Source organism: Candidatus Methanoperedens sp. BLZ2 (assembly GCF_002487355.1).
Taxonomy (GTDB): domain Archaea; phylum Halobacteriota; class Methanosarcinia; order Methanosarcinales; family Methanoperedenaceae; genus Methanoperedens.
On sequence record NZ_NTMG01000070.1, the window covers coordinates 77101 to 97023 of the forward strand.

A 19923-nucleotide genomic window follows, 5' to 3' on the forward strand; every position below is an offset into this window, starting at 1 on the left:
TCAATTTATTGATAATCATTTATTTTTTACAGAGAAGCAGAAATGAGAAAATCAAACCGTTTAATAATATCTGTAATAGGACTTAGCATCCTTAGTCTCGCAGCTATTACATCACAAGGTAGCAATTTTACTGGAGAAAATGAAAATTTTAACAGTAAAACTATAAACAGCACCGAATATATTTATTTAGTTGGCACAACTCCAATGAACTATGAAGTTGTTGCTACATATGGAAAACTCCCTGTCCTTAAATCTGAAGAACAAAGGCAAAACTGGTCTAATAGCCTTAAAAAACTCATAGAAATTTGGGATATTGAACAATCTATCAACTACACTTATCCATATGGCAAAGTGATAGCTTATGGTGAAAACTCTCGTGGTTATTTAGTAATCGTATTCTATAAGAACTTTACAATCGAGAAAAACCTGATTGGAGAAATCTATGGATTATTGGATGAAAGAGCCAGAAATATGGATATTGAAGGAATTCCAGTGGAATTCGGACGTGGAATTTTCCACAAAACTGAGAATGAAAATCTGCCAGAACCTGAAAAAACTGCATCTGAGGAATATGAGAAAAAGGGTAAGGAATCGCGCAAACCGGCAGCTATCGCTACTTATGGAAACCTTCCTGAACTAAAGACTGAAGAGCAAAGGTGGAATTGGACGTATAAAACTCAACGAACTATTATAGAAGGTTTGAGTGATAAATTAACGCCATATTTTAGTCCAAAAGGGCCTCTGATAGGTTTTGGTACTGAACTCGATGGGTATTTTGTGGTAATAATTAATCAAAGCTTAACTGTTGAGAAACCACTGCTGGATGAAATATATGGATTAGTTGATGAAGAAGCAAAAAAGAGGGGGATCCATGAAGTTCCTGTCAGGTTCGTTTTGGGAGAAATCATCCATCCAGCCAGTACAGGAAATCCAAATAAGAGCACGCTTCAACCTGAAAATAAGAGTATGCCGCCATCCAATAATGCGTCAAGAAAATCAGTCCCAAGTTTTGGATTGTTGGGTGGATTAATCACCTTGTTATATGTGTGGTTATTTAGAAGAAAGTCGAATACATAAAAAAAGATGTTACATGGGGTTCAGCTATTCTTCGAGAGCAACTGAACCCCGGATCGTCCGAAAGCATGGTAAGATTAGCTTTGAATTTATTTAAAGCCAGCGCCGCGCCTGATGAGGGAGCAAAGAAAATATAAAGGAGAAATAAAAATATGAAACAAATAAAAGGAATGCAATTAGGCGCGGTGCTTGCGGCGATGTTGCTGTTGAGCATGGCGTTTGTGCCTGCGGCAAGCGCAAAAAATGATTTGGATATAGTTGAAAACAACTATGTTGCAATAGAAAAAGCCAGAGAACATGCTACAATTACTTTATCAGAATTTGTGGCAGCAGGATCTCCAGGACTTAAGAATACTGACTGGAATGGTGCAACAATAAATCCCGACCCATTGATTATTCATGATATAAATGGCAAAAAGCTCTTTTATCAATTCTCAGTTGAAAAAGAAGGTAAAAGTGTTGGATCAATCAAAACCAGTGCAAGTAAGGTACTTGGAGAATCAATCCGGACTATAGGACTCAAGCCTCTGATATTGGATTCTGATGTTGCGTTACAGATGGCAAAAAAGAATGCAAAAGAAAATTATAAAAATAGTGAAATCACTTCAACCACACTGGTATCTTATAGTTATCCGAAAATCGGGATAATGGTGCAATTACGCGACTTAAATACAAATAAAGAGCAACGGATGTTCGTTGATGCTTACGACTACTCAACTGTTCCAGAAAAGAATCCTGAGAATAACGAACCAGGCGTGTGGTCCCTATACGATAATATGCCGGATGATGAAAAGGTAAAACGCATATCTGCCTGGGAGGAAAATGATAAAAAGTTCCGTGAAATAGTAGAAAAAAAGAGCTCTAATGGAATTGAAAGCTCAAAAACCCTTGTTACAACGCAATCATCAAACGTCCTCGACATCTCTCTATTTGCACAGGAGCAATGGAATTATTGTGCACCCGCCGTTGGACAGATGGTCGCTGATTATTTCGGTGTAAGTCACACACAAAATTATATTGCTGGAAGGATGGGTACGACCTCTACTGGTACCAATACAATCGGTATGTTGAACTATTATCGGAATGACCTGGGTTATTCCAATTCAAATGAATATTCTATTGTCTGGCAGGATATGGTAGATATGATCGATGCCGGAATACCGTTTGCAATAATAGATTATTCTGCGAATCATGTAATGACAGGCGCAGGTTATTCGATATGGTTATATAATGACATATATATCTTGGACCCCTATCCCGTCAACCAAGGCGATACATATTGGGAAACCACTGATTATATGTTCTTTTTCAGAAATAATATCTACATACAATGAAATAATAGATATTTATTTTTTTATTATACTCTAAGAGAATAATATGGATAAAAAAGGATATTATATAATCGGGATTTTTATCATAACAGCATTATCTCTTGTTTATTTATCTGATATAAATCATAAAGTGATGGAAAAAATAGAGGGCGATATAAGTCTCAGTCCCGGGAAAATGACAGAGAATTATACAGACCAAGAAAATCAAACTCATATCAACAATATAGATATAGGCAAGAAAAATCCCATTACAAAAAGTTATATTAAGATTAGGGGTAAACTTTTCACCGGAGAAGAGCCAATAATGGAAAATTCAGATGCTTACTGGAATGTCAATGTAATATTTGATAGTAACATCACAGAAAAAGAGGTGAAAGAGATAATATCGGGATATGAAATACCCAAGCCTCGTAGTGTAGAAAGAAGCTTCTCATATCCCGAATATTATATTAGTGCTCCCAAGAGCGATTTTGAAAGTATCAAGAACCGCCTTGAAGGGGATGAATATAGTAATATTCAACTAGCAAACAAAATAAAAATAACAGGTGAGAACTTTACAGCTGCGGTTTGGGGTGTAAACAATGAAATTCTTCCCGGGCTTAGATCAAGCGGCATACAGTTGAGAAAGACGATGGTTATGATATTAGTCTATGGACCTGAAACGCCTCAAACAGAAAGTAAAAACATAATGGAACAGTTGGATAGAGATGAGAATATTATTGAAACCACTGTAGGTTTTTTTTTTAAGGGACGGAACTAAGATTAAATGAGAAAAGCGGATGAGCTCCACGTTACCCGAAGGCAAGGTAAGATTAGCTTTGAATTCATTTAAAGCCAGCGCCGCGCCTGAGGGCATCAAGAAAAGAAAATATAAAGGAGAAATAAAAATATGAAAAATAAAGGAACGCAATTAGGCGCGGTACTTGCGGCGATGTTGCTGAGAGGGAAGATTATTTATGAAGAAAATGAATAAAACTCTCTTGGCAGTGGTAGGCTTCCTAACACTATTAGCAATTGCAGCATCCGCACACTTCCAAGGGTATAGTGCTGTAGATAATATGGAGATTCGCTACGATGGAAGTACAATGTATACCACAGCTCAAAGCCTTCAATCGATATATGGAATGCCCTTGGTAAAGTCAATATAGCACCGGATACGATTTGGACTTATGAAGATCTTACTTACAGTGATTATTATAATCCATCGAGCGGGTTCCCGGCTTATTATGATCCTAATGATTATGACGGTGATGATCTCATGTTTAATCAATATTTGATGAACGGACTTACAAGTGACGAAAAGAAAAAGGTTGCTATACATGAATTAGGTCATGCACTGGGACTTGAACACAGTTACATTCCCAATGTGATGGTACAGGGACAATATTCATACACGCAATTAGGTTCACACGATATCGAGGACTACAATTATTTATATCCATAAAAATATATAGGTGATTAATATGTTAACAAAAACTAAAATAATTATTGTATTTGTAGTGCTGGCAGGTTTGGTCGGCACAGGTTTCTTAATCATGCAGACAAGTGGATACAGAAGTGGAAGTGAAACCAACTATTTAAGTGCTGATTTTATATTTAATGTTACTGATGACCGTGAATTAGTAGGTTTTGCTGATAATGTATTCGTTGGAAAGGTCATTGCTCAAACTGGCAATAAATCAAACACTCCACCACCAGAAGCTGGTGATGTACCAGGTTTTTCACCACAAACGCAGTTTAGCGTTGAGGTTTTTGAGAATATAAAAGGAAACATCAGTGGGATAGTAACAATGAGCCAGGAGGGCGGCTACAAAGAGAAATATAGTGTAATTCAGCTAACTCTTATCGAGGGCGACAAACTTCTGGAGCCGGGTAAAACCTATTTGTTTGCAGCCAAATTTAACTACATTGATGGATGGTATACTCTTGTACCTGCCTACGGTGATCTTCCTATTAAGGACCAAACAGATCATAAAAATAAGGTAGAAAGATTTAAAAAAGCATTTTCACAGGAAATACCTTCAAAGCTATCTATGAAGTTACAGAAAAAACCTTAGTTTATTTAAAAGCAGCTAGGGTACTCTTAGCTGCAATTTTTATTTTTAGTTCTGTAGAATTTAGTTATGAGTTTATTGTCAGAAATATATCATCTATATTGGAAAAGATAATACATCTGGTATACATATAAAAAATCTGTATAAAATGGGTCGGTAAAGTTGGCAGGTTGGGAAAATAAAACTCTAACAACGGATTTACAACCCATAAAAAACGTGGGGTTCAGCGGTTCTGCGAGAGCAACTGAACCCCGGATCGCCCGAAGGCAAGGCAAGATTAGCTTTGAACTTATTTAAAGCCAGCGCTGCGCCTGAGGATAGCAAAGAAAATATAAAGGAAAAATGAAAATATGAAACAAATTAAAGGAGTGCAGTTAGGCGCGATGCTTGCGGCGATGCTACTTGTTGCTGTAGTATTTGCTGGAGCTGCTGTTCCAAATAAGGAATTCAAAAGTTTTCCGAAAGATTTACCAGAACGTGCATTACGGTCGAACTGGCAGCATTAGCGCTTCGCAACCGAGCCAACCATTGAGGGCCGATCAACTCCGATACGGCCGAAATTAAGCAAAAATGCTGGTCATTGCTATTGGGGATTGAAACAGCGGTGGATGACCTGGGACAATGTATGCTGGTGAAACGATACTTCATGGCTCGGATCATGGGTATAAATGGATAAATCCGGGATTCCAATTAGAAAACAGGATAATCATAGGGCAGCTCAGAGAGATGCGTTCGGAATTCAAATTGTCTTTTGAACCGGAAATGAACAGATGTACTCTTTGTAACTCGATAATTCGAAAAATCGAACCTTTTGAAATGGAGATATTAAAGACGAAAGAGTATATACCCTGAAAGGCTGGAAAAAGGGACGGAATTCTGGCATGGAAAGAGTAAATATTCTTAAAAATTCACAATGCATTGATTAATTCTAGACTTTATGTAGCATATTTCAGTACATCATCAAGATTATCAATATATTCAACATTTATTCCAATATTTTTTTCAATATAGTCTTTTGCATCTATGGTTTCAGGTACCCTCTCTATGACAGTAATTCCATAATAATTTCTTGTCTTTTCAATATATTGAATGAGCCTGCTGTTCTCCCCGGGGAGTAAGATTAAATTTTTCCCGCTATCTTTTGCAGCTTTTGCTTTCTCGATTACTCCTCCTATTTCACCTACATGTCCATCCTTGTCAATCGTGCCAGTCATGGTCATATCCTTTCGAAGCTCAAGGTTGTTGAGACCTCCTACAACAAGCAAAGTCATAAGTGCTCCAGCACTGGGCCCATCAACTGATGGAACTTCATACGTGGCATCGATGCTAAAAATTATATCACTTCCGGAGAGGTCTTTTCCTGTTTTTTTCTGGGCTGTATAAGCCGCTGTGTTTGCTGCATCCTGGAATACTACGCCCATAAGAGGTTTTGTATCTACCAGTACCCTTCCCTTACCTGGTTTTATTTCCACTGAAATGTTCATCATGGAACCAATTTCAGTGATTTGCTGTCTCACAAATGGATAATCTTCGATGTAGTCCACCTTCTGCATGACAGCAGGTGCCTCAAGTTTTGCGGCTCCGGATAAACCGCTTGGAGTATTGTTAATCTTTCCTTCAAGACCTGCTATTTTTTCCCTATAAAGATCAAGCTGCGAGGCATAATTTTGTATGGAAAGATTATCTCTATATATTTGTTTACTCATCTCTGAATTGTTTATTTCAAGTTGATTTATCTTATCCTTCATCTCAAGAAGATCTTTTGAAGAAGGCTGAGCCTGGATAAGATATATATTCATTAAAATCGATATTAAAAGTAACACTGCCAGGATCTTGCTTTTCATATCTTATGTATTAATGCATTTATTTATAATAAATTCTTTCGGTACAGTTGGAACCTGTCCGGTCTCAACCTGCGCTCAGGCGCGCGCAGCGCGCGCATGCAAGCCGCAAGCTGCAAACTTCTTAATGTTTACATCGGGCTTAACTGCAATCTGCGATCCCGATGTACACAAATGCTTGAAGATCAGCAATGTCGTTCCTTGACATGTAGTGTTACTCCATTTTGATTATAATCATAATCGTAATTTATCGGCATATATAGATATATATTATACAATAACATTATTTATTATGGTGCTGAGTGAGATTGGTGGCTTTACCTCCAAACTAATAAGAAAGATCTTTACCTCAATACTTCTTTCACAAAAGTGCTATCCCTCCCGAACCTCTTTTTTCTCGAGATTTTTTGCAGCCGGACTCTGGATAACTTCCCCATCAAAATTAAAACGTGAACCATGACAGGGGCAATCCCATGATTTCTCAGCATTATTCCAGCTAATGATACATCCCATATGGGTACACGCAGGAGAAACAGCATGGATATTTCCGTTTTCATCTTTATAAACAGCAGTTTCTACACCTTTAATATCGACGATCTTTGCTTCGCCTGTGTTGATACTGGAAAATTCTTCAGGTTTTGAAAGCCTTCCCTTCAGGAGCGTCTCAGCAACCTGTATATTTTGAGTAATTAATTTACCTCCGGTGGTGAGGAGTTTATAGCGACCCGGATTATATAATTCCTCAAGCGGGTTCGGCCTGCCGAGGATTAAATCTGATAAAATCATACCTGCGATCATACTATGGGTCATACCCCAGCCTTTAAAAGCTGTAGCTATAAGAAGATGTTTGCTGCCCTGGAATTTTCCGATGAAAGGAACCCTATCAAATGAGTAATTATCCTGGGTAGACCAGTGATAATCGATTGATTTGACCTGGAAATGGTCTCTGGCAAACTGCTCCAGTCGTTTATAATACTCAATCGTATTGGCCGCGTGGCCTGTCGGGTGATCTTCGCCCCCGACTATGACCAGAAGACCATCAGGAGTGGGTTGCGTACGGATATAATGAGACGGGTCTTTACTGCTATCAAACATTTCTTCAGGAATCTTATCAGCGACCCGGATGCCCAGGACGTACGAACGGTGGGATTCCATGCGAGCAAAGAACATGCCCTTGTTAATAAAAGGAAAATGCGTAGCAACAATTACATATTTTGCTGTCAGGTGTCCCCTGTCGGTCTTAACTTTGTGGGGTTCGCTCTCATCAATATCAAACGCACGTGTATTTTCAAAAATGAAGCTGCCTTTGCCCGGAATAAGTTTTGCAAGAGCTAACAGGTATTTGCGCGGATGGAATTGAGCCTGGTTCTGGTACCGGATAGCGCCATAGGTCTTAAAAGGCAAAGGTGCGGCATCAAGATAAGATACAGGAAGACCCAGGCTTTTAGCAGCATCAAATTCGCGCCTGAGCTCCTCTACGTCCTCTTCACCTTCTGCATAGATATATTCTGATGTTCTTTTAAAATCGCAATCTATGTTTTTCTCTTTCACCATCAGGTCAATCTTCTCGATCGCTCCCTGGTTAGCATTCGCATACTGCTGTGCCCCATCTTTGCCAAAATGATCAATAAGATACTTGTAGATCAGATCATGGGCTGAAGTTATATGGGCTGTCGTATATCCAGTCACCCCTTTTACGATCCTGCCAGCCTCTATGACTGCAACGCTGAAACCCGCCTCCTTTAATAGTAATGCCGAAGTTATCCCTGTTATTCCTCCTCCCAGTACTGCCACGTCGACAGAAATATTTTCTGTTAACGTGGGGAACTCAGTTTCCAGAGTTGTTGCTATCCAGAATGATTCCGCTTTACCTGCGGGCTCATGTTTGTTTTCTGATGTATTATCCATATTTACTCCCCAATTTTAATCCAATCACCTGAAAGTTTATAATCCATAAATTATTAAACTCCAGTGCCCCATGCCAGTATCACAAATCATCCCGTAATCCCCACACGGGATAAAATGCTAACATTATTTAATTATAACATTCGGTATAAAAGATTTACGTACGGTCTGTTTAGCCCTATAATACTCGCTCCATTATTCCGATTGCTCTTCTCAAATTCTCCTCCGAGGTCGCATACGAAATCCTGATATGACCCTTTCCGTTCTCCCCAAAAGCCGAACCCGGAACAACAATGACGCCATTTTTCAGCAATTTCTGCGGCGCATCTTCATCTTCAACTTCAGGGAATGCATAGAACGCACCTTCCGGCTTAACGCATTTGATTCCTATCGATCCCAATCCTTCCATAATAATATCTCTGCGCTTCATGAAACTTTCACGCATTACAGTTACGCAATCCTGGGGCCCTTCGATGGCCTCCTGCGCCGCTTTCTGGGCTATCGAATTCGCGCATGCCTGGATGTACTGGTGGACTTTTAACATCTGCTCTACATACTCCTTTCTGGCGGCTGCATAACCAATGCGCCAGCCTGTCATGGCGTATGTCTTTGAGGCAGCGTTTATTGTTATCACATTATCAGTGAATTGTGCCGGGCTGACGTGCTCGCCTTCATAAATGAAATGCTCATACACTTCATCCGAGATTATCGTAATATTATTATCCTGCGCAATCTCTGCGAGGCCCTTGATCTCTTTTCTGGTCTGCACGGTGCCTGTTGGATTTGAGGGTGAATTAATAATAAGCGCGCGAGTCTTTGGTGTAATTAATTCATTTACTGCTTCCGGTGTCATGGTCAATTTTTCACCAAGCGGAACACCTACGACTTTTCCTCCTGCCATCTTTGTCAGGGCAAAATATGATAAAAATCCCGGATCCGGGATCAGAACTTCATCTCCTTTATCCACCAATGCCTGCAATGCAAGATGCAGCGCCTCAGAAGCCCCTGACGTAACTATGACCTCATCCGGTGATACCGTAAAATGATTCTCCGATTCAAACTTATGGCATAGGGCTGACCGCAATTCAGGAAAGCCAAGATTCATTGTGTAACCGGTCAGGCCTTTTTTAATGGCTTCGATAGCGGCATCCTTGATGTGCTGCGGTGTATCAAAATCCGGCTGGCCAAGCCCCAGGTTGACCGAATTCGGCCCGGCGCCTTCAAACATCTTGCGGATTCCCGATATATCAATGCTTTTTACGCGTTGTGAGAACATCATTTCACTCAAAAACCGTATGTCTCTTCTTCAACTCTGCCTCGCTTGCTCCTGTCCTGACCATAAGTTCTGAGACCACAGCATCAAGGAAAACAAGAGCAGATATCTCAAAAATTGTTCCAAGGGGCGCTAACTGGGGATAGCCTATCATCCTTCGCTCGTGATAATCCTCATAAACAATATCTTCCTTGGGTCGTCCCGGAACAATGACAACAATATCTGAAATTTTACCCAGGGTAGAATCCTTGTTTGATGTAATAACAGCAAGTTTTGATCCGATTTTCTTGGATATTCCTCCCAGATTTGCGATAGAAGGTGTCTCACCTGAACCTGAAACTGCAATAACAAGATCATCCGGCTGCACGGCCGGGGTTGTTGTTTCACCCACGAAGTAAACAATAAATCCAAGATGCATAAGCCTCATCGCAAAAGCCCGTGCCGCAAGCCCGGATCTTCCGGCTCCCATCAGGAATATTCTTTTAGAATCCATTATTCCATTTACAAGCGATGTCACAGAGCACGTATCAAGTTTTGATGCAACCTTTTTTATATGATCGGCAATAAGGTTCATCGATACAATAGTTGCCTCACATTCTTTCTTTTCGGATTTCATTTTAATACTGATTCCTCTTTGTCTTTATATTCTATTCTTTTTACCTTCCATCCATCAAGGTTTTTCAACTTATTATAGATAAAGATGATCTTCTCAGGACTTCCATCCCAGTGAAGTGTTTTCCTTATGTCCTTTTCACAGAGCTGGTCAACGACCGACCTGACGAAATGGGCTAAGGCTATCTTTTTGGAAAAGGGTATATTAAAAATGACCCTATAACCTCCATTCGTTTTTGCGTATGACGTCAAAACATATCCCATATTCTCATATTTACCAATACTCTTGAAATCACATATTATTTCCTGTTCAAGAGCAACCGATGAATCGATACTGGATATTCCAAATATAACATCACGTATTAACGACTCACCCGCTTGCCTGCCAAACCATAACATGATCTTGCCTGTTGTAAGGGATATAGTAATATCATCGCGCCCGAGTTCAACTATATTTACTTCCTGACCATCTTTAAAAAATATTGATTTATCCATTGCCTCCTTTTTTGAACTCATTTATATATCCTAACAAAATATTATAAACTTTATAAATGTTATAAATATTACAGGTATAAACAATTATGAATATTTTCCAATCAGATCATTTAATTTACGTTTTGTTTCAACAGGTATCTTGTCCGGGGAAGTGACAATTGCTCCTGCTAATGCATTTGAGCATACGCAATTTCTCTCAAGAGAGATTCTTGGAATAGCTTCTTTAATAATTTTCCTGACTGCTTCCTCATTCTTAATTGCATTGGAAATTACTGTTTCAATACTGACATCAGTTTCATGCCACACATCATAATCAGTAACAGTTGCGATCATGCCGTAACAGATCTCTGCTTCCCGTGCAAGTTTTGCTTCAGGAAGTGCAGTCATCCCGATAATGTCAAATCCCAGGCTTTGATAAACTTTTGATTCAGCGCGTGTTGAAAATTGCGGCCCTTCCATGCAGACATATGTTCCTTTTTCATGTATTGAATATCCAAGATCCCGTGTGATGCCGGCGATCATAGAAGACATATCGGGACAGAAAGGATCAGCAAAACCGATATGCGCAACTATCCCGTCTTCAAAGAAAGTACTATCTCTCAAACGTGTCCTGTCAAATATCTGGTCAGGTATCACGATATCAAGCGGCTTATGTTCAAGTTTCAGGCTTCCAACTGCTGACGCTGAGATTATCCTCTTCACGCCAAGTTTCTTAAGTGCGAGAATATTTGCCCTCGAATTCAATTTACCGGGTGAGATCCTGTGCCCTTTCCCATGTCTCGGGAGAAATGCCACATTAATTTCACCAAAAGACCCGATTGTGATAGCATCTGATGGTTTTCCGAAAGGGGTATCGATTTCAACTTCCTGCACATTATCCAGCATTGCCGTATCGTAAACACCGGTTCCTCCAATTACTGCTATATCTGCCTGCATTTATTTTATGCTCCTTCATAAGTCCATGATTTTTTTCCTGGAATGTTTTTTGTTTTTATTACCCCTCTTCTTACCATTTCATCAAGTATCTCTTCCATTCTGTCGGGCTGCGCTATCTCAAAGCTTATGGGATCGATATTGTGATATTTTAAAAGTCCTACCCTTATTTTTTCAACATTCCATTCGTTCTGTTTTTCCTTGGCCATGAGGCGGGAGATGATATCTATCATGTCTTCGATAAAATTCCATGGATATACGATCCAGCCCCATTCCTGGACGACTTCGCCGCAATAATCGGGTTTTATCTCCGATGTGTACAGGTACTGGAGTACTGCTGTCCTGACCTCTTTTGGATTATGTTTGCTCACATATTCTTTTGAGTGTGCGATACTTTTACCCGTATCGGTAATATCATCTACGATCAGGACTCTTTTCCCGGCAACTGCATTATCTGCAAGCGGATACTTAATACGAGGATCGCCTCCGGCGTTTGCAGTACCCACATAATGTTCGATTTTAAGGCTTGTAAGGTCATTGAGCCCCAGAAAATCACAAAGCACCCTTCCGGCAAACCATCCCCCCCGGGCCAGTGCAATTATCGTATCGGGTTTATACCCTGATCTTTTCACATCGTTTGCTACATGCCTGCATAAGTCGTAAATATAGTCCCAGTTCGTGATTACACATTTGAATTTGTCAGGAAGTACCATTGGGTCACCACCTTAACGGAAATGTATTACATAGCTATATATTTTTTGGAAGACTCCTATTAAGTTCTTTTGCTGCTGAGCAACCATTATAAAAGTAAAAAAATGATATGTCCTTTGGAAAGCTTTAACTTGCTTAAAGTTTAAATTAATGATTCCCATGAATGATATTTTTGATAATGCATACAAAGCTCTTGAGTTTGCACAAAAAGAAGGAGCGGATGAAGTTGAGATATATTGCATAAAAGGCAGGTCTATTTCGATAGATATTCACAGGGACGTAATTGATCTTGCAAAAGAAAGCCTTATTTCAGGCATCGGGATAAGGGCGATCGTGAAAGGGGCCGTGGGTTTTTCAAGTACTAACGATGTTTTGCGAATTAAAGAAGCTTCCGAACTTGCTGTAAAATCAGCGCGCGTAAGAGGCAGTGATCCTGAATGGTCAGGACTTCCAGTAAAAAAGAAACTTCCGAAGGTTAAGGGCATTTTTGATAAGAAAATTGCAGATATCCAGATCGAGTCATGCATTGATTTCACTACTGAACTGATAAATGGCGCAAAGTCTATCCGGAATATTGTGCCTACTTCAGGACATTTTGCATGCGGGAATTCAACCAAGCTCATTTTGAACTCAAACGGCGTTGAGACACAGGAAGAAGATACGATCGTACAGGCTTCAATAGATGCGATTACCAGGGATTTACCTCTTTCCACCGCTTCCGAATTCGATATGTCGAGAAAACTGGATATGGATTTCTACAAAATCGGGGAACGAGCCTCATCCCTTGCCCTGCGGTCACAAAATGGCATAAGCACGCAAACGCGGGATTGCACCGTACTTCTGGAACCCATGGCTATAGCAGATCTTCTCGAAAATACGATCGTGACTTCGGTAAATGCGGATAATATCCAGAAAGGCAGATCATCCCTGATAGGGAAAATGGATACTTCGATAGCTTCGGATCAACTATCCATTATCGATGACGGGATTTTTTCCGGTGGTCTTGGCACATCATCATGCGATGAAGAGGGAACACCGTCCCAGACAACTCCTATTATTAAAAACGGTATCTTATCGTCGTTCATTTATGACTGTTATGCTGCAGGGAAAGAGAAGCGGGAAAGCACAGGCAATGCCATCAGGGGATCTTACACGTCCACGCCTTCAATTGGTATTCGTAACTTAATAATTGAACATCCGTCATCAGATATCATTGCAGAAACATCAGACGGGGTTATTGTCAATACCGTTATCGGTGCTCATACAGCAAATCCAATTTCAGGGGATTTTTCGGTTGAGGCCAGGAATTCCTTTGAGATAAAGAATGGCCAGATCGCATCACCCATCAAATCATTGATGATCTCCGGGAATATCTTTGAGCTTTTGAAGAATATCGACGGGATCGGGAAAGATATAAGGAAAGTAGGGAATGTCATAACTCCCACGGTCAGGGTTGGAAAAATGAAGGTAGTAGGGAATTAATATATATACTTTCACTATATTTAATGAATAGTATTAAAGGAGTAAATATGAAAATTAACACCAACCTCGTTCTTTTCTTAGTAATGGTCTTATTGACCGCAGGGATGGCAATAGAACACAGCAGACTGGCAATAATCCCGCTTATCATTGCAATTATAATAGGAATTAACCTGATCGCAAAAGAAAACGGTGAGAAATCCGAACTAAAAAAAGTGAAAATTATTAACAACGAAAAAGGAGAAGGAAGTATATCAATAATCATCGGTGTAGTAATATTTTTACTTTTTATCATTGTAATTGTTGCTCTTCTTGGAAGTTACCGTATTGAAACAGGAACGGGGGCAATAATAACTGAAGTAAATGGAAATAAGGTCCCGATGACAGAAGTGGGATGGCATACAAGAACTCCTATACTTACTGATGTTGAAAAATATAGCGTTGTAAATAATAACATATATTTCCCGGCCGATTATCTGGAACTTGAATCCAGGTTCAAAGGGGATACTCAATCGGGGGCGATCGGATTCGATATTAAAACCACGGACGATAAGGTAGTCGATACAGGCGCTGTAATGTCATTTGAAATTGTGGACCTGATACAATTCGGAGTTAAAAACACGCATCCACAGGAGCAATTGCAAAAAGCGTATGATAGTCTGGTCTTCAATTATCTTCAATCCCAGTCCTCTGAGAAGATCACAACCCAGATTACTTCTATCAATGACGAATTATATCAGAAATTAAAAGAGTCAAAGATCGAAGATCAATTCGGAATTAAAGTAAACTCCGTATCCCTGTTAAGACCCACATTTACCAAGATCGCCCTGGATGCTCTTGCGGAAAAACAGGCGATACAGGCAAAATCCGAAGGTGAATTGAATGCGGCTAAGAACCGGGCAGAAGCAATAGAAACTATTGCAAAAGCGCAAAAGAGCCAGGCAGACATTTTAAAGAACGTCCCTCCGGAACAGCTCGATTTCAATGCCAAACTGGCATTGTACGACACGCTAAAAGGAAATCAAAACGTCATCTGGGTAATCCCGTCAGGGCAACCTGTGGTTCTAACAAAATAACTTTTTAGCCTTTTATAAATTCTTCAAGTTTTTCCCGTGCCTCAACATCCCGCATCTGCAGAGGGGGATGCTTCATAAAATATGCGGATGCTGGCAGTATTGGTCCGCCGATCTTCCTGTCAAGTGCGATTTTTGCCACGCGGATAGCATCCACGACCACACCTGCGCTGTTCGGGCTGTCCTCCACAGAGAGTTTAAGGTCAATGTAAGCCGGGACATCCCCGAAGAGCTTGAAATCAATTTTGAGGTGGCATATCTTATTATCGTTCAGGCAATCTATGCAGCCGTTGGGGCCTGCGTAAACATAAGCATCATAAGGAATCTGGGAAGCCACGGATTCTGTTTTTGATATCTTCTTGGATTTAAGCCTTGCCTGGTCGGTCATATTCCGGAAATCCGTGTTCCCGCCGATATTTAACTGGTAGGTGCTGTTGATCCTCGCACCCCTGTCCACTATCAGCTGGGTAAGTGCCCGGTGAACTATAGTTGCACCCACAAGGCTTTTAATATCGTCCCCGATGATCGGGAGCTTTGCTTTTTTGAATTTGTCAGCCCATTGTTTATTCGAAGCGATAAAGACCGGGATGCAGTTTATGAAACCACAGCCTGCTTCAAGTGCCTGGGACGCATACCATTTAACGGCTTCTTCCGAACCCACAGGTAAATAATTTATCAATATGTCTGCTTTTGATTGTTTCAACACAGATGCCACATCTACAGGTTTTTGTTTTTCGTCCACCCTGAAATAATCCTTCATGTGAGGAGCAACACCGTCAAGAACCTGTCCTTTCATGACCTCAACATTAAATCCAGGCACATCGGAAAACTTATTCGTGCAATTCGGCTCGGAAAATATGGCTTCGGACAGGTCAGTTCCAACTTTACGCATATCGATGTCAAAAGCTGCCACAGGTTTAATATCTGATATCAAGTAACCGCCCAGCGAATTATGCATTAGTCCGGGAACAAGATCATCGGAATTTTTTATGTTTTTATAATATTCAAGTCCCTGAATTAAGGATGAAGCGCAATTTCCTACACCAGCTATCGCGATACGTATGCCTGCCATTAAATTTCCTCTTATACCCGCTTATTGATTCCTTATACAACTTAAAATTTGTTATTTAAGGACTCTTCTTACGAATGTTATCCTCTGGAAAACAGTTATTAAAGATATAACTGCTACTAAGAGAATAGCCCAATTTACCATTCTGAAGAAAGCCCCCAGGATAATTATAATTAATCTTACAGGACGGTCTCCAAACCCAACAGATGCGCTCGCTCCGGCTGCTTCGGCGCGGGCACGGGTATAACTGACCATCAGGGAGCCGAAAATCGCAATAGTCCCTATCAACCAGCCTTGAATGAAATCCAACCGGGTCAAGCCGCCGTATATTGCTCCGATTATGATTGCAGCGTCTGCAAACCTGTCGCATACAGAGTCAAGGAAACCTCCGAACTTTGTCATTCTGTTATTTTCGCGCGCAACAAGACCATCGAGGGAATCAAAAAACCCGCCTGCAAGTAGAAAAGTCCCGGCCCAGTAAAGTTCCTGCCGTGCAAAAAAATATGCTGATACCAGACTTAACAGAAGTCCGAAAAGGGTCAGAGTGTTCGGGTTTATTTCAGTGGTCTTTTTTGCCAGGGGTCTTAAAACATCCCTGACTGATTCTTTGATTTCTTCGAACATTATATTTATATTGTTGTGGTATATGATTAAGATTGCTTTCAATAAGAATACAATTTGAAATGCCATATAAATAATGGTCATGCTCAACTGCAAGGTCACTGACTCCAGTATCTACCGCCAAAGATGCTAAATCGAAGGATGGATCACTTTCGATAGGCGATATCTCCCGAATTATCAATTCTACTTCCTGGCCAGGTTTTAAATCTAATGGGTGTTTAAGTCGAAATGTTTTTCCTTCGTAGTTTTTGCTCATTCACTGCTGACCCTTGACTCCGTCCTTCAACTCCCGCGCCAGCGCCTCAAGCCTCACAGGCACATCTTCACCTTTTGCAATAATATCCACAAATGCAGACCCGACGATCACACCATCAGCCCCGGCGCGGATTATCTCTGATGCTTGCTTGCCATTCGATATACCGAATCCTACGGCTCTGGGCGTGGTAGTCTTTACCCTTTTTATAAGTTCACGTGTCGAACCGGCAACATCTGACCGGGCGCCAGTAACACCAAGCCGTGCCACAAGATATATAAAGCCAGCACCTTCTTTAAGTATCTGGTTCATTCTTTCTTCAGTCGTCGTTGGAGCAACAAGATAAATGAGGTCTATTTCATTCTCTTTGCATACCTGCTGGAGTTCATCTGATTCTTCAGGCGGAAGATCAGGAACTATCATTCCGGATATCCCGGATGCTGCACAATCTTTTGCGAATTTTTCGAGGCCGCGTTTGAATATGAGATTATAATATGTCATTACGACAAGAGGAATATGTAGTTTTAGCGAAGAGATCGTCCTGAAATAAACGTCAGGCGTCATGCCGCCGTCAAGTGCTCTCTGGATGCCTGCCTGGATCGTGGGGCCATCAGCGACCGGGTCTGAGAATGGAAGACCAAGTTCAATAATATCGGCGCCGCCCCGGACAAGTGCTGTCACATACTCTTTCGTGGCTTGCGGCGTGGGGTCGCCAGCGCAGATATATGCGATAAGAGCGCCCTCTTTCTTTTCTTTAAGCTGTTTGAATTTTTCTTCTATTCTCATTTTCTCATCCCCATAACGGTCTCAAGATCTTTATCGCCCCGTCCTGAAATATTGATAACAACAATGTCCCCAAGCTCTCCTGATGCCGCCGCTCTCTTGACATATGCCACAGCATGAGATGACTCAAGCGCCGGGATGATCCCTTCAAATCTGCACAGGTCATGGAATGCAAGAAGTGCCTCGCTGTCCATTGAATTACATGGTTTGAGACGTCCGATATCAGCCAGGTACGCAAGTTCAGGACCAACGCCTGCATAATCAAGACCTGCTGCGATCGAACTTGATTCAAGTATCTGCCCGTACTTATTCTGGAGCACTTTTGTGCGCATGCCGTGCAGGATGCCATCCTCGCCTGTGCAAAGAGTTGCTGAATGAAGCGCCTCTTTTTCAGTTGTTTTCATGCCGCTTCCTCCTGCTTCTACTGCGAAAAGGTCAACATCTTCTTCTATGAAGGGATGAAATATACCCATGGCATTGCTGCCCCCGCCTGTGCATGCCACTATGGAGTCAGGAAACCTGCCTTCTTTTTCCAGTATCTGGGTGCGCACCTCTTTTCCTATGACGCTCTGGAAATCCCGCACCATTGTCGGGAATGGATGCGGCCCGACTACCGAGCCGATCATGTAATGCGTTGTCTCTACATTTGCCACCCAGTCGCGCATCGCTTCGTTAATTGCATCCTTTAATGTCTGTGAACCGCTTTTTACAGGAATGACCTTTGTTCCCATCAATTCCATCCTGTAAACATTCATGCGCTGGCGTACAGTATCCTTTGCGCCCATGTAAACTTCGGTCTTTATATCAAACGCTGCGCCCGCCATCGCACATGCTGTACCATGCTGGCCTGCACCGGTCTCGGCAATTATCCTTTTTTTCCCCATGTATTTTGCAAGTAACCCCTGGCCAAGCGTATTATTCAATTTATGTGCGCCGCCGTGGATGAGATCTTCCCGTTTTAAGTAGATCTTTACACCGTATTCCCTGCTCAATCTTTTTGCAAAATATAACGGGGAGGGACGGCCTGCAAAATCCCGGAGATAATGATTCAGTTCATCATTAAAAACAGCATCATCTTTATATTTTTCATAATATTCAGTAAGCTCAACAAGCGCAGGCATCAATACTTCAGGTACGAACTGGCCACCGTATTTACCAAATTTGGACTCAAGCTTAAGTGTCATATTCTTATTTATCCTTCTTAATTAATCTTCTTAATTATTCTTTTCTCAATGATCATTTTTAGTGTTCAATGCATGTACTAATTCGTAAGTCTTTTCGTAAACATTTCCAAGCATAATGGATGTTCCCACAAGTATCGCATCAGAGCCTGCGTCCATCATGCGGACTGCATCATCAGGGGATGATATCCCGCTTTCACTTATAATTATCCTGTTGCTGATAAGAGGCGCCAGTTTTTCAGTGGTCGTTATGTCAACTTTCATAGTAGTAAGGTCCCTGTTATTGATCCCGATTATATTTGCCCGCGTTGCAAGCGCGTTTTCAAGTTCATCACTGTTATGCACTTCAACAAGAGGCTCCCTGCCCGAGGATATTGCTTCATTTACGAAATCATCAAGTTCATCGCCCAGGATTCCTGCTATCAAAAGGATCAGATCGCTTTCCACTTCATGGATCTGGTTTTTACTAATAATAAAATCTTTTCTTAATACAGGTATTTTAACATTCTCCCTTACAGATATCAGGTTCTCGATACTGCCTTTAAAAAAGTCCGGCTCTGTAAGTACAGATATCGCTGATGCACCCGCAGATTCCATTTGACCTGCAATCCCGGCTGCTTCAAGGGGTGTAACATTCCTGATAAAGCGATTTGGAGATGATGGTTTTACTTCCGAGATCAATGGAATGAGACCCTTTTGCTTTTTATTCCTGATGTTCTTCCTGAAATCTCTTGAAGCTATTCGCAGTGTCATCATATTTGAAGCAAGCGGGACCCTGTTTCTTGTTGATGATATTATTTCATTGATTATCTGGTGCATAAGTGTCATTCTAATTGTACATTTTAGTACATTGATGTACAATTATGTTCATTATATTTAAAGATTTTGAATTATGAGAGCCCATCCATTAATTAATTCCTCCCATTCCATCATTAGCTATAAGGATAGCCCCTTTTAATTTATTCTCTTGCTTCTTGTAATAGCATTTACTTCTTCTAACTTCAATATTTCCAAATGGTCTCTCTCCAAGTTTCCTCTTTCTGTATTTCTTCGTGTCAAAACGTATACGTGCTATTTTTCTTATGGACTTCCTGGCCTCTCCTTTCCTCTGTTTGACCTGTAAATCCATATTTACAGCCTTTGCATTTAGATAATTTTCCACAACATCGAACTCAGCATCCGCAAGTAGTATTGAACCTTCAGGTAGAAAAGGAATGATATCAACTATTTTATTT

Annotated in this window: 24 protein-coding genes; 10 read left to right on the top strand and 14 right to left on the bottom strand. The window is 40.9% G+C overall.

Going from position 1 to position 19923, the window contains the following annotated elements:
* Positions 1-42 precede the first annotated feature (42 nt).
* From CL181_RS15070 to CL181_RS15100, 8 genes are all read left to right on the top strand, one after another.
* Positions 43-1077 carry a hypothetical protein gene (locus tag CL181_RS15070; RefSeq protein WP_097300138.1) on the top strand — a complete coding sequence of 345 codons (1035 nt, stop codon included), beginning with the start codon at positions 43-45 and terminating at the stop codon, positions 1075-1077.
* 149 nt (positions 1078-1226) lie between these two features.
* Positions 1227-2408 carry a C39 family peptidase gene (locus CL181_RS15075; RefSeq protein WP_097300139.1) on the top strand — a complete coding sequence of 394 codons (1182 nt, stop codon included), beginning with the start codon at positions 1227-1229 and terminating at the stop codon, positions 2406-2408.
* Between the two features lie 43 nt (positions 2409-2451).
* A complete protein-coding gene (locus tag CL181_RS15080; RefSeq protein ID WP_097300140.1) occupies positions 2452-3165 on the top strand; it encodes a hypothetical protein in 714 nt (237 codons plus the stop codon).
* Positions 3166-3361: 196 nt separating this feature from the next.
* Positions 3362-3553, top strand: a complete 192-nt coding sequence (locus CL181_RS15085; RefSeq protein ID WP_097300141.1) for a hypothetical protein — start codon at positions 3362-3364, stop codon at positions 3551-3553.
* Between the two features lie 11 nt (positions 3554-3564).
* On the top strand, positions 3565-3849 hold the full coding sequence (locus tag CL181_RS19835; RefSeq protein WP_255251598.1) for a matrixin family metalloprotease: 285 nt from the start codon (positions 3565-3567) through the stop codon (positions 3847-3849).
* Between the two features lie 19 nt (positions 3850-3868).
* Positions 3869-4462, top strand: coding sequence for a hypothetical protein (locus tag CL181_RS15095; protein ID WP_097300143.1), 594 nt, complete (start codon positions 3869-3871; stop codon positions 4460-4462).
* 347 nt (positions 4463-4809) lie between these two features.
* Positions 4810-4965 (top strand): hypothetical protein, encoded by a 156-nt coding sequence (locus CL181_RS20560; protein ID WP_176505253.1) that lies wholly within the window; start codon positions 4810-4812, stop codon positions 4963-4965.
* 115 nt (positions 4966-5080) lie between these two features.
* Positions 5081-5311 (top strand): hypothetical protein, encoded by a 231-nt coding sequence (locus CL181_RS15100; protein WP_097300144.1) that lies wholly within the window; start codon positions 5081-5083, stop codon positions 5309-5311.
* 83 nt (positions 5312-5394) lie between these two features.
* Here CL181_RS15100 and CL181_RS15105 read toward each other — a convergent pair whose 3' ends face one another.
* From CL181_RS15105 to CL181_RS15140, 7 genes are all read right to left on the bottom strand, one after another.
* Positions 5395-6303: a S16 family serine protease gene (locus tag CL181_RS15105; RefSeq protein ID WP_097300145.1), complete on the bottom strand. Its 909-nt coding sequence runs from the start codon at positions 6301-6303 to the stop codon at positions 5395-5397.
* Between the two features lie 369 nt (positions 6304-6672).
* Complete coding sequence (locus CL181_RS15115) at positions 6673-8208, bottom strand: FAD-dependent oxidoreductase (protein ID WP_097300147.1); 1536 nt, start codon at positions 8206-8208, stop codon at positions 6673-6675.
* 175 nt (positions 8209-8383) lie between these two features.
* The gene (locus CL181_RS15120) at positions 8384-9493 is read right to left on the bottom strand and encodes a pyridoxal phosphate-dependent aminotransferase (RefSeq protein WP_255251595.1); all 1110 of its coding nucleotides are present in this window, start codon (positions 9491-9493) and stop codon (positions 8384-8386) included.
* Positions 9486-10094, bottom strand: coding sequence for a 6-phospho-3-hexuloisomerase (hxlB, locus tag CL181_RS15125; protein WP_097300149.1), 609 nt, complete (start codon positions 10092-10094; stop codon positions 9486-9488). The genes CL181_RS15120 and hxlB overlap by 8 nt, the downstream gene beginning before the upstream one ends.
* Positions 10091-10606, bottom strand: coding sequence for a hypothetical protein (locus tag CL181_RS15130; RefSeq protein ID WP_097300150.1), 516 nt, complete (start codon positions 10604-10606; stop codon positions 10091-10093). The genes hxlB and CL181_RS15130 overlap by 4 nt, the downstream gene beginning before the upstream one ends.
* A 63-nt stretch (positions 10607-10669) precedes the next feature.
* On the bottom strand, positions 10670-11521 hold the full coding sequence (gene mtnP, locus CL181_RS15135) for an S-methyl-5'-thioadenosine phosphorylase (protein ID WP_097300151.1): 852 nt from the start codon (positions 11519-11521) through the stop codon (positions 10670-10672).
* Positions 11522-11526: 5 nt separating this feature from the next.
* Positions 11527-12231 carry a phosphoribosyltransferase gene (locus CL181_RS15140; protein WP_097300152.1) on the bottom strand — a complete coding sequence of 235 codons (705 nt, stop codon included), beginning with the start codon at positions 12229-12231 and terminating at the stop codon, positions 11527-11529.
* Between the two features lie 157 nt (positions 12232-12388).
* Here CL181_RS15140 and CL181_RS15145 point away from each other — a divergent pair, with 157 nt between their 5' ends.
* Both CL181_RS15145 and CL181_RS15150 read left to right on the top strand, forming a co-directional pair.
* Positions 12389-13711, top strand: a complete 1323-nt coding sequence (locus CL181_RS15145; protein ID WP_320410186.1) for a TldD/PmbA family protein — start codon at positions 12389-12391, stop codon at positions 13709-13711.
* 47 nt (positions 13712-13758) lie between these two features.
* Complete coding sequence (locus tag CL181_RS15150; RefSeq protein ID WP_176505254.1) at positions 13759-14784, top strand: SPFH domain-containing protein; 1026 nt, start codon at positions 13759-13761, stop codon at positions 14782-14784.
* Positions 14785-14788: 4 nt separating this feature from the next.
* Here CL181_RS15150 and CL181_RS15155 read toward each other — a convergent pair whose 3' ends face one another.
* From CL181_RS15155 to CL181_RS20565, 7 genes are all read right to left on the bottom strand, one after another.
* A complete protein-coding gene (locus CL181_RS15155; RefSeq protein WP_097300154.1) occupies positions 14789-15853 on the bottom strand; it encodes an inositol-3-phosphate synthase in 1065 nt (354 codons plus the stop codon).
* Positions 15854-15904: 51 nt separating this feature from the next.
* Entirely contained in the window at positions 15905-16474 is a 570-nt protein-coding gene (locus CL181_RS15160; protein WP_097300165.1) for a CDP-alcohol phosphatidyltransferase family protein, read from the bottom strand.
* Positions 16410-16727, bottom strand: a complete 318-nt coding sequence (locus tag CL181_RS21585; RefSeq protein WP_141398934.1) for an antitoxin family protein — start codon at positions 16725-16727, stop codon at positions 16410-16412. The genes CL181_RS15160 and CL181_RS21585 overlap by 65 nt, the downstream gene beginning before the upstream one ends.
* Positions 16728-17510 (bottom strand): tryptophan synthase subunit alpha, encoded by a 783-nt coding sequence (gene trpA, locus CL181_RS15165; protein ID WP_097300155.1) that lies wholly within the window; start codon positions 17508-17510, stop codon positions 16728-16730.
* Entirely contained in the window at positions 17507-18691 is a 1185-nt protein-coding gene (trpB, locus tag CL181_RS15170; protein ID WP_097300156.1) for a tryptophan synthase subunit beta, read from the bottom strand. Before trpB ends, trpA begins: the two co-directional genes overlap by 4 nt.
* A gap of 45 nt (positions 18692-18736) precedes the next feature.
* Positions 18737-19516 carry an indole-3-glycerol-phosphate synthase gene (locus CL181_RS15175; protein ID WP_320410187.1) on the bottom strand — a complete coding sequence of 260 codons (780 nt, stop codon included), beginning with the start codon at positions 19514-19516 and terminating at the stop codon, positions 18737-18739.
* A 79-nt stretch (positions 19517-19595) separates the two neighbouring features.
* A partial coding sequence (locus CL181_RS20565) for a hypothetical protein (RefSeq protein WP_176505255.1) occupies positions 19596-19923 on the bottom strand: 328 nt, incomplete at its 5' end.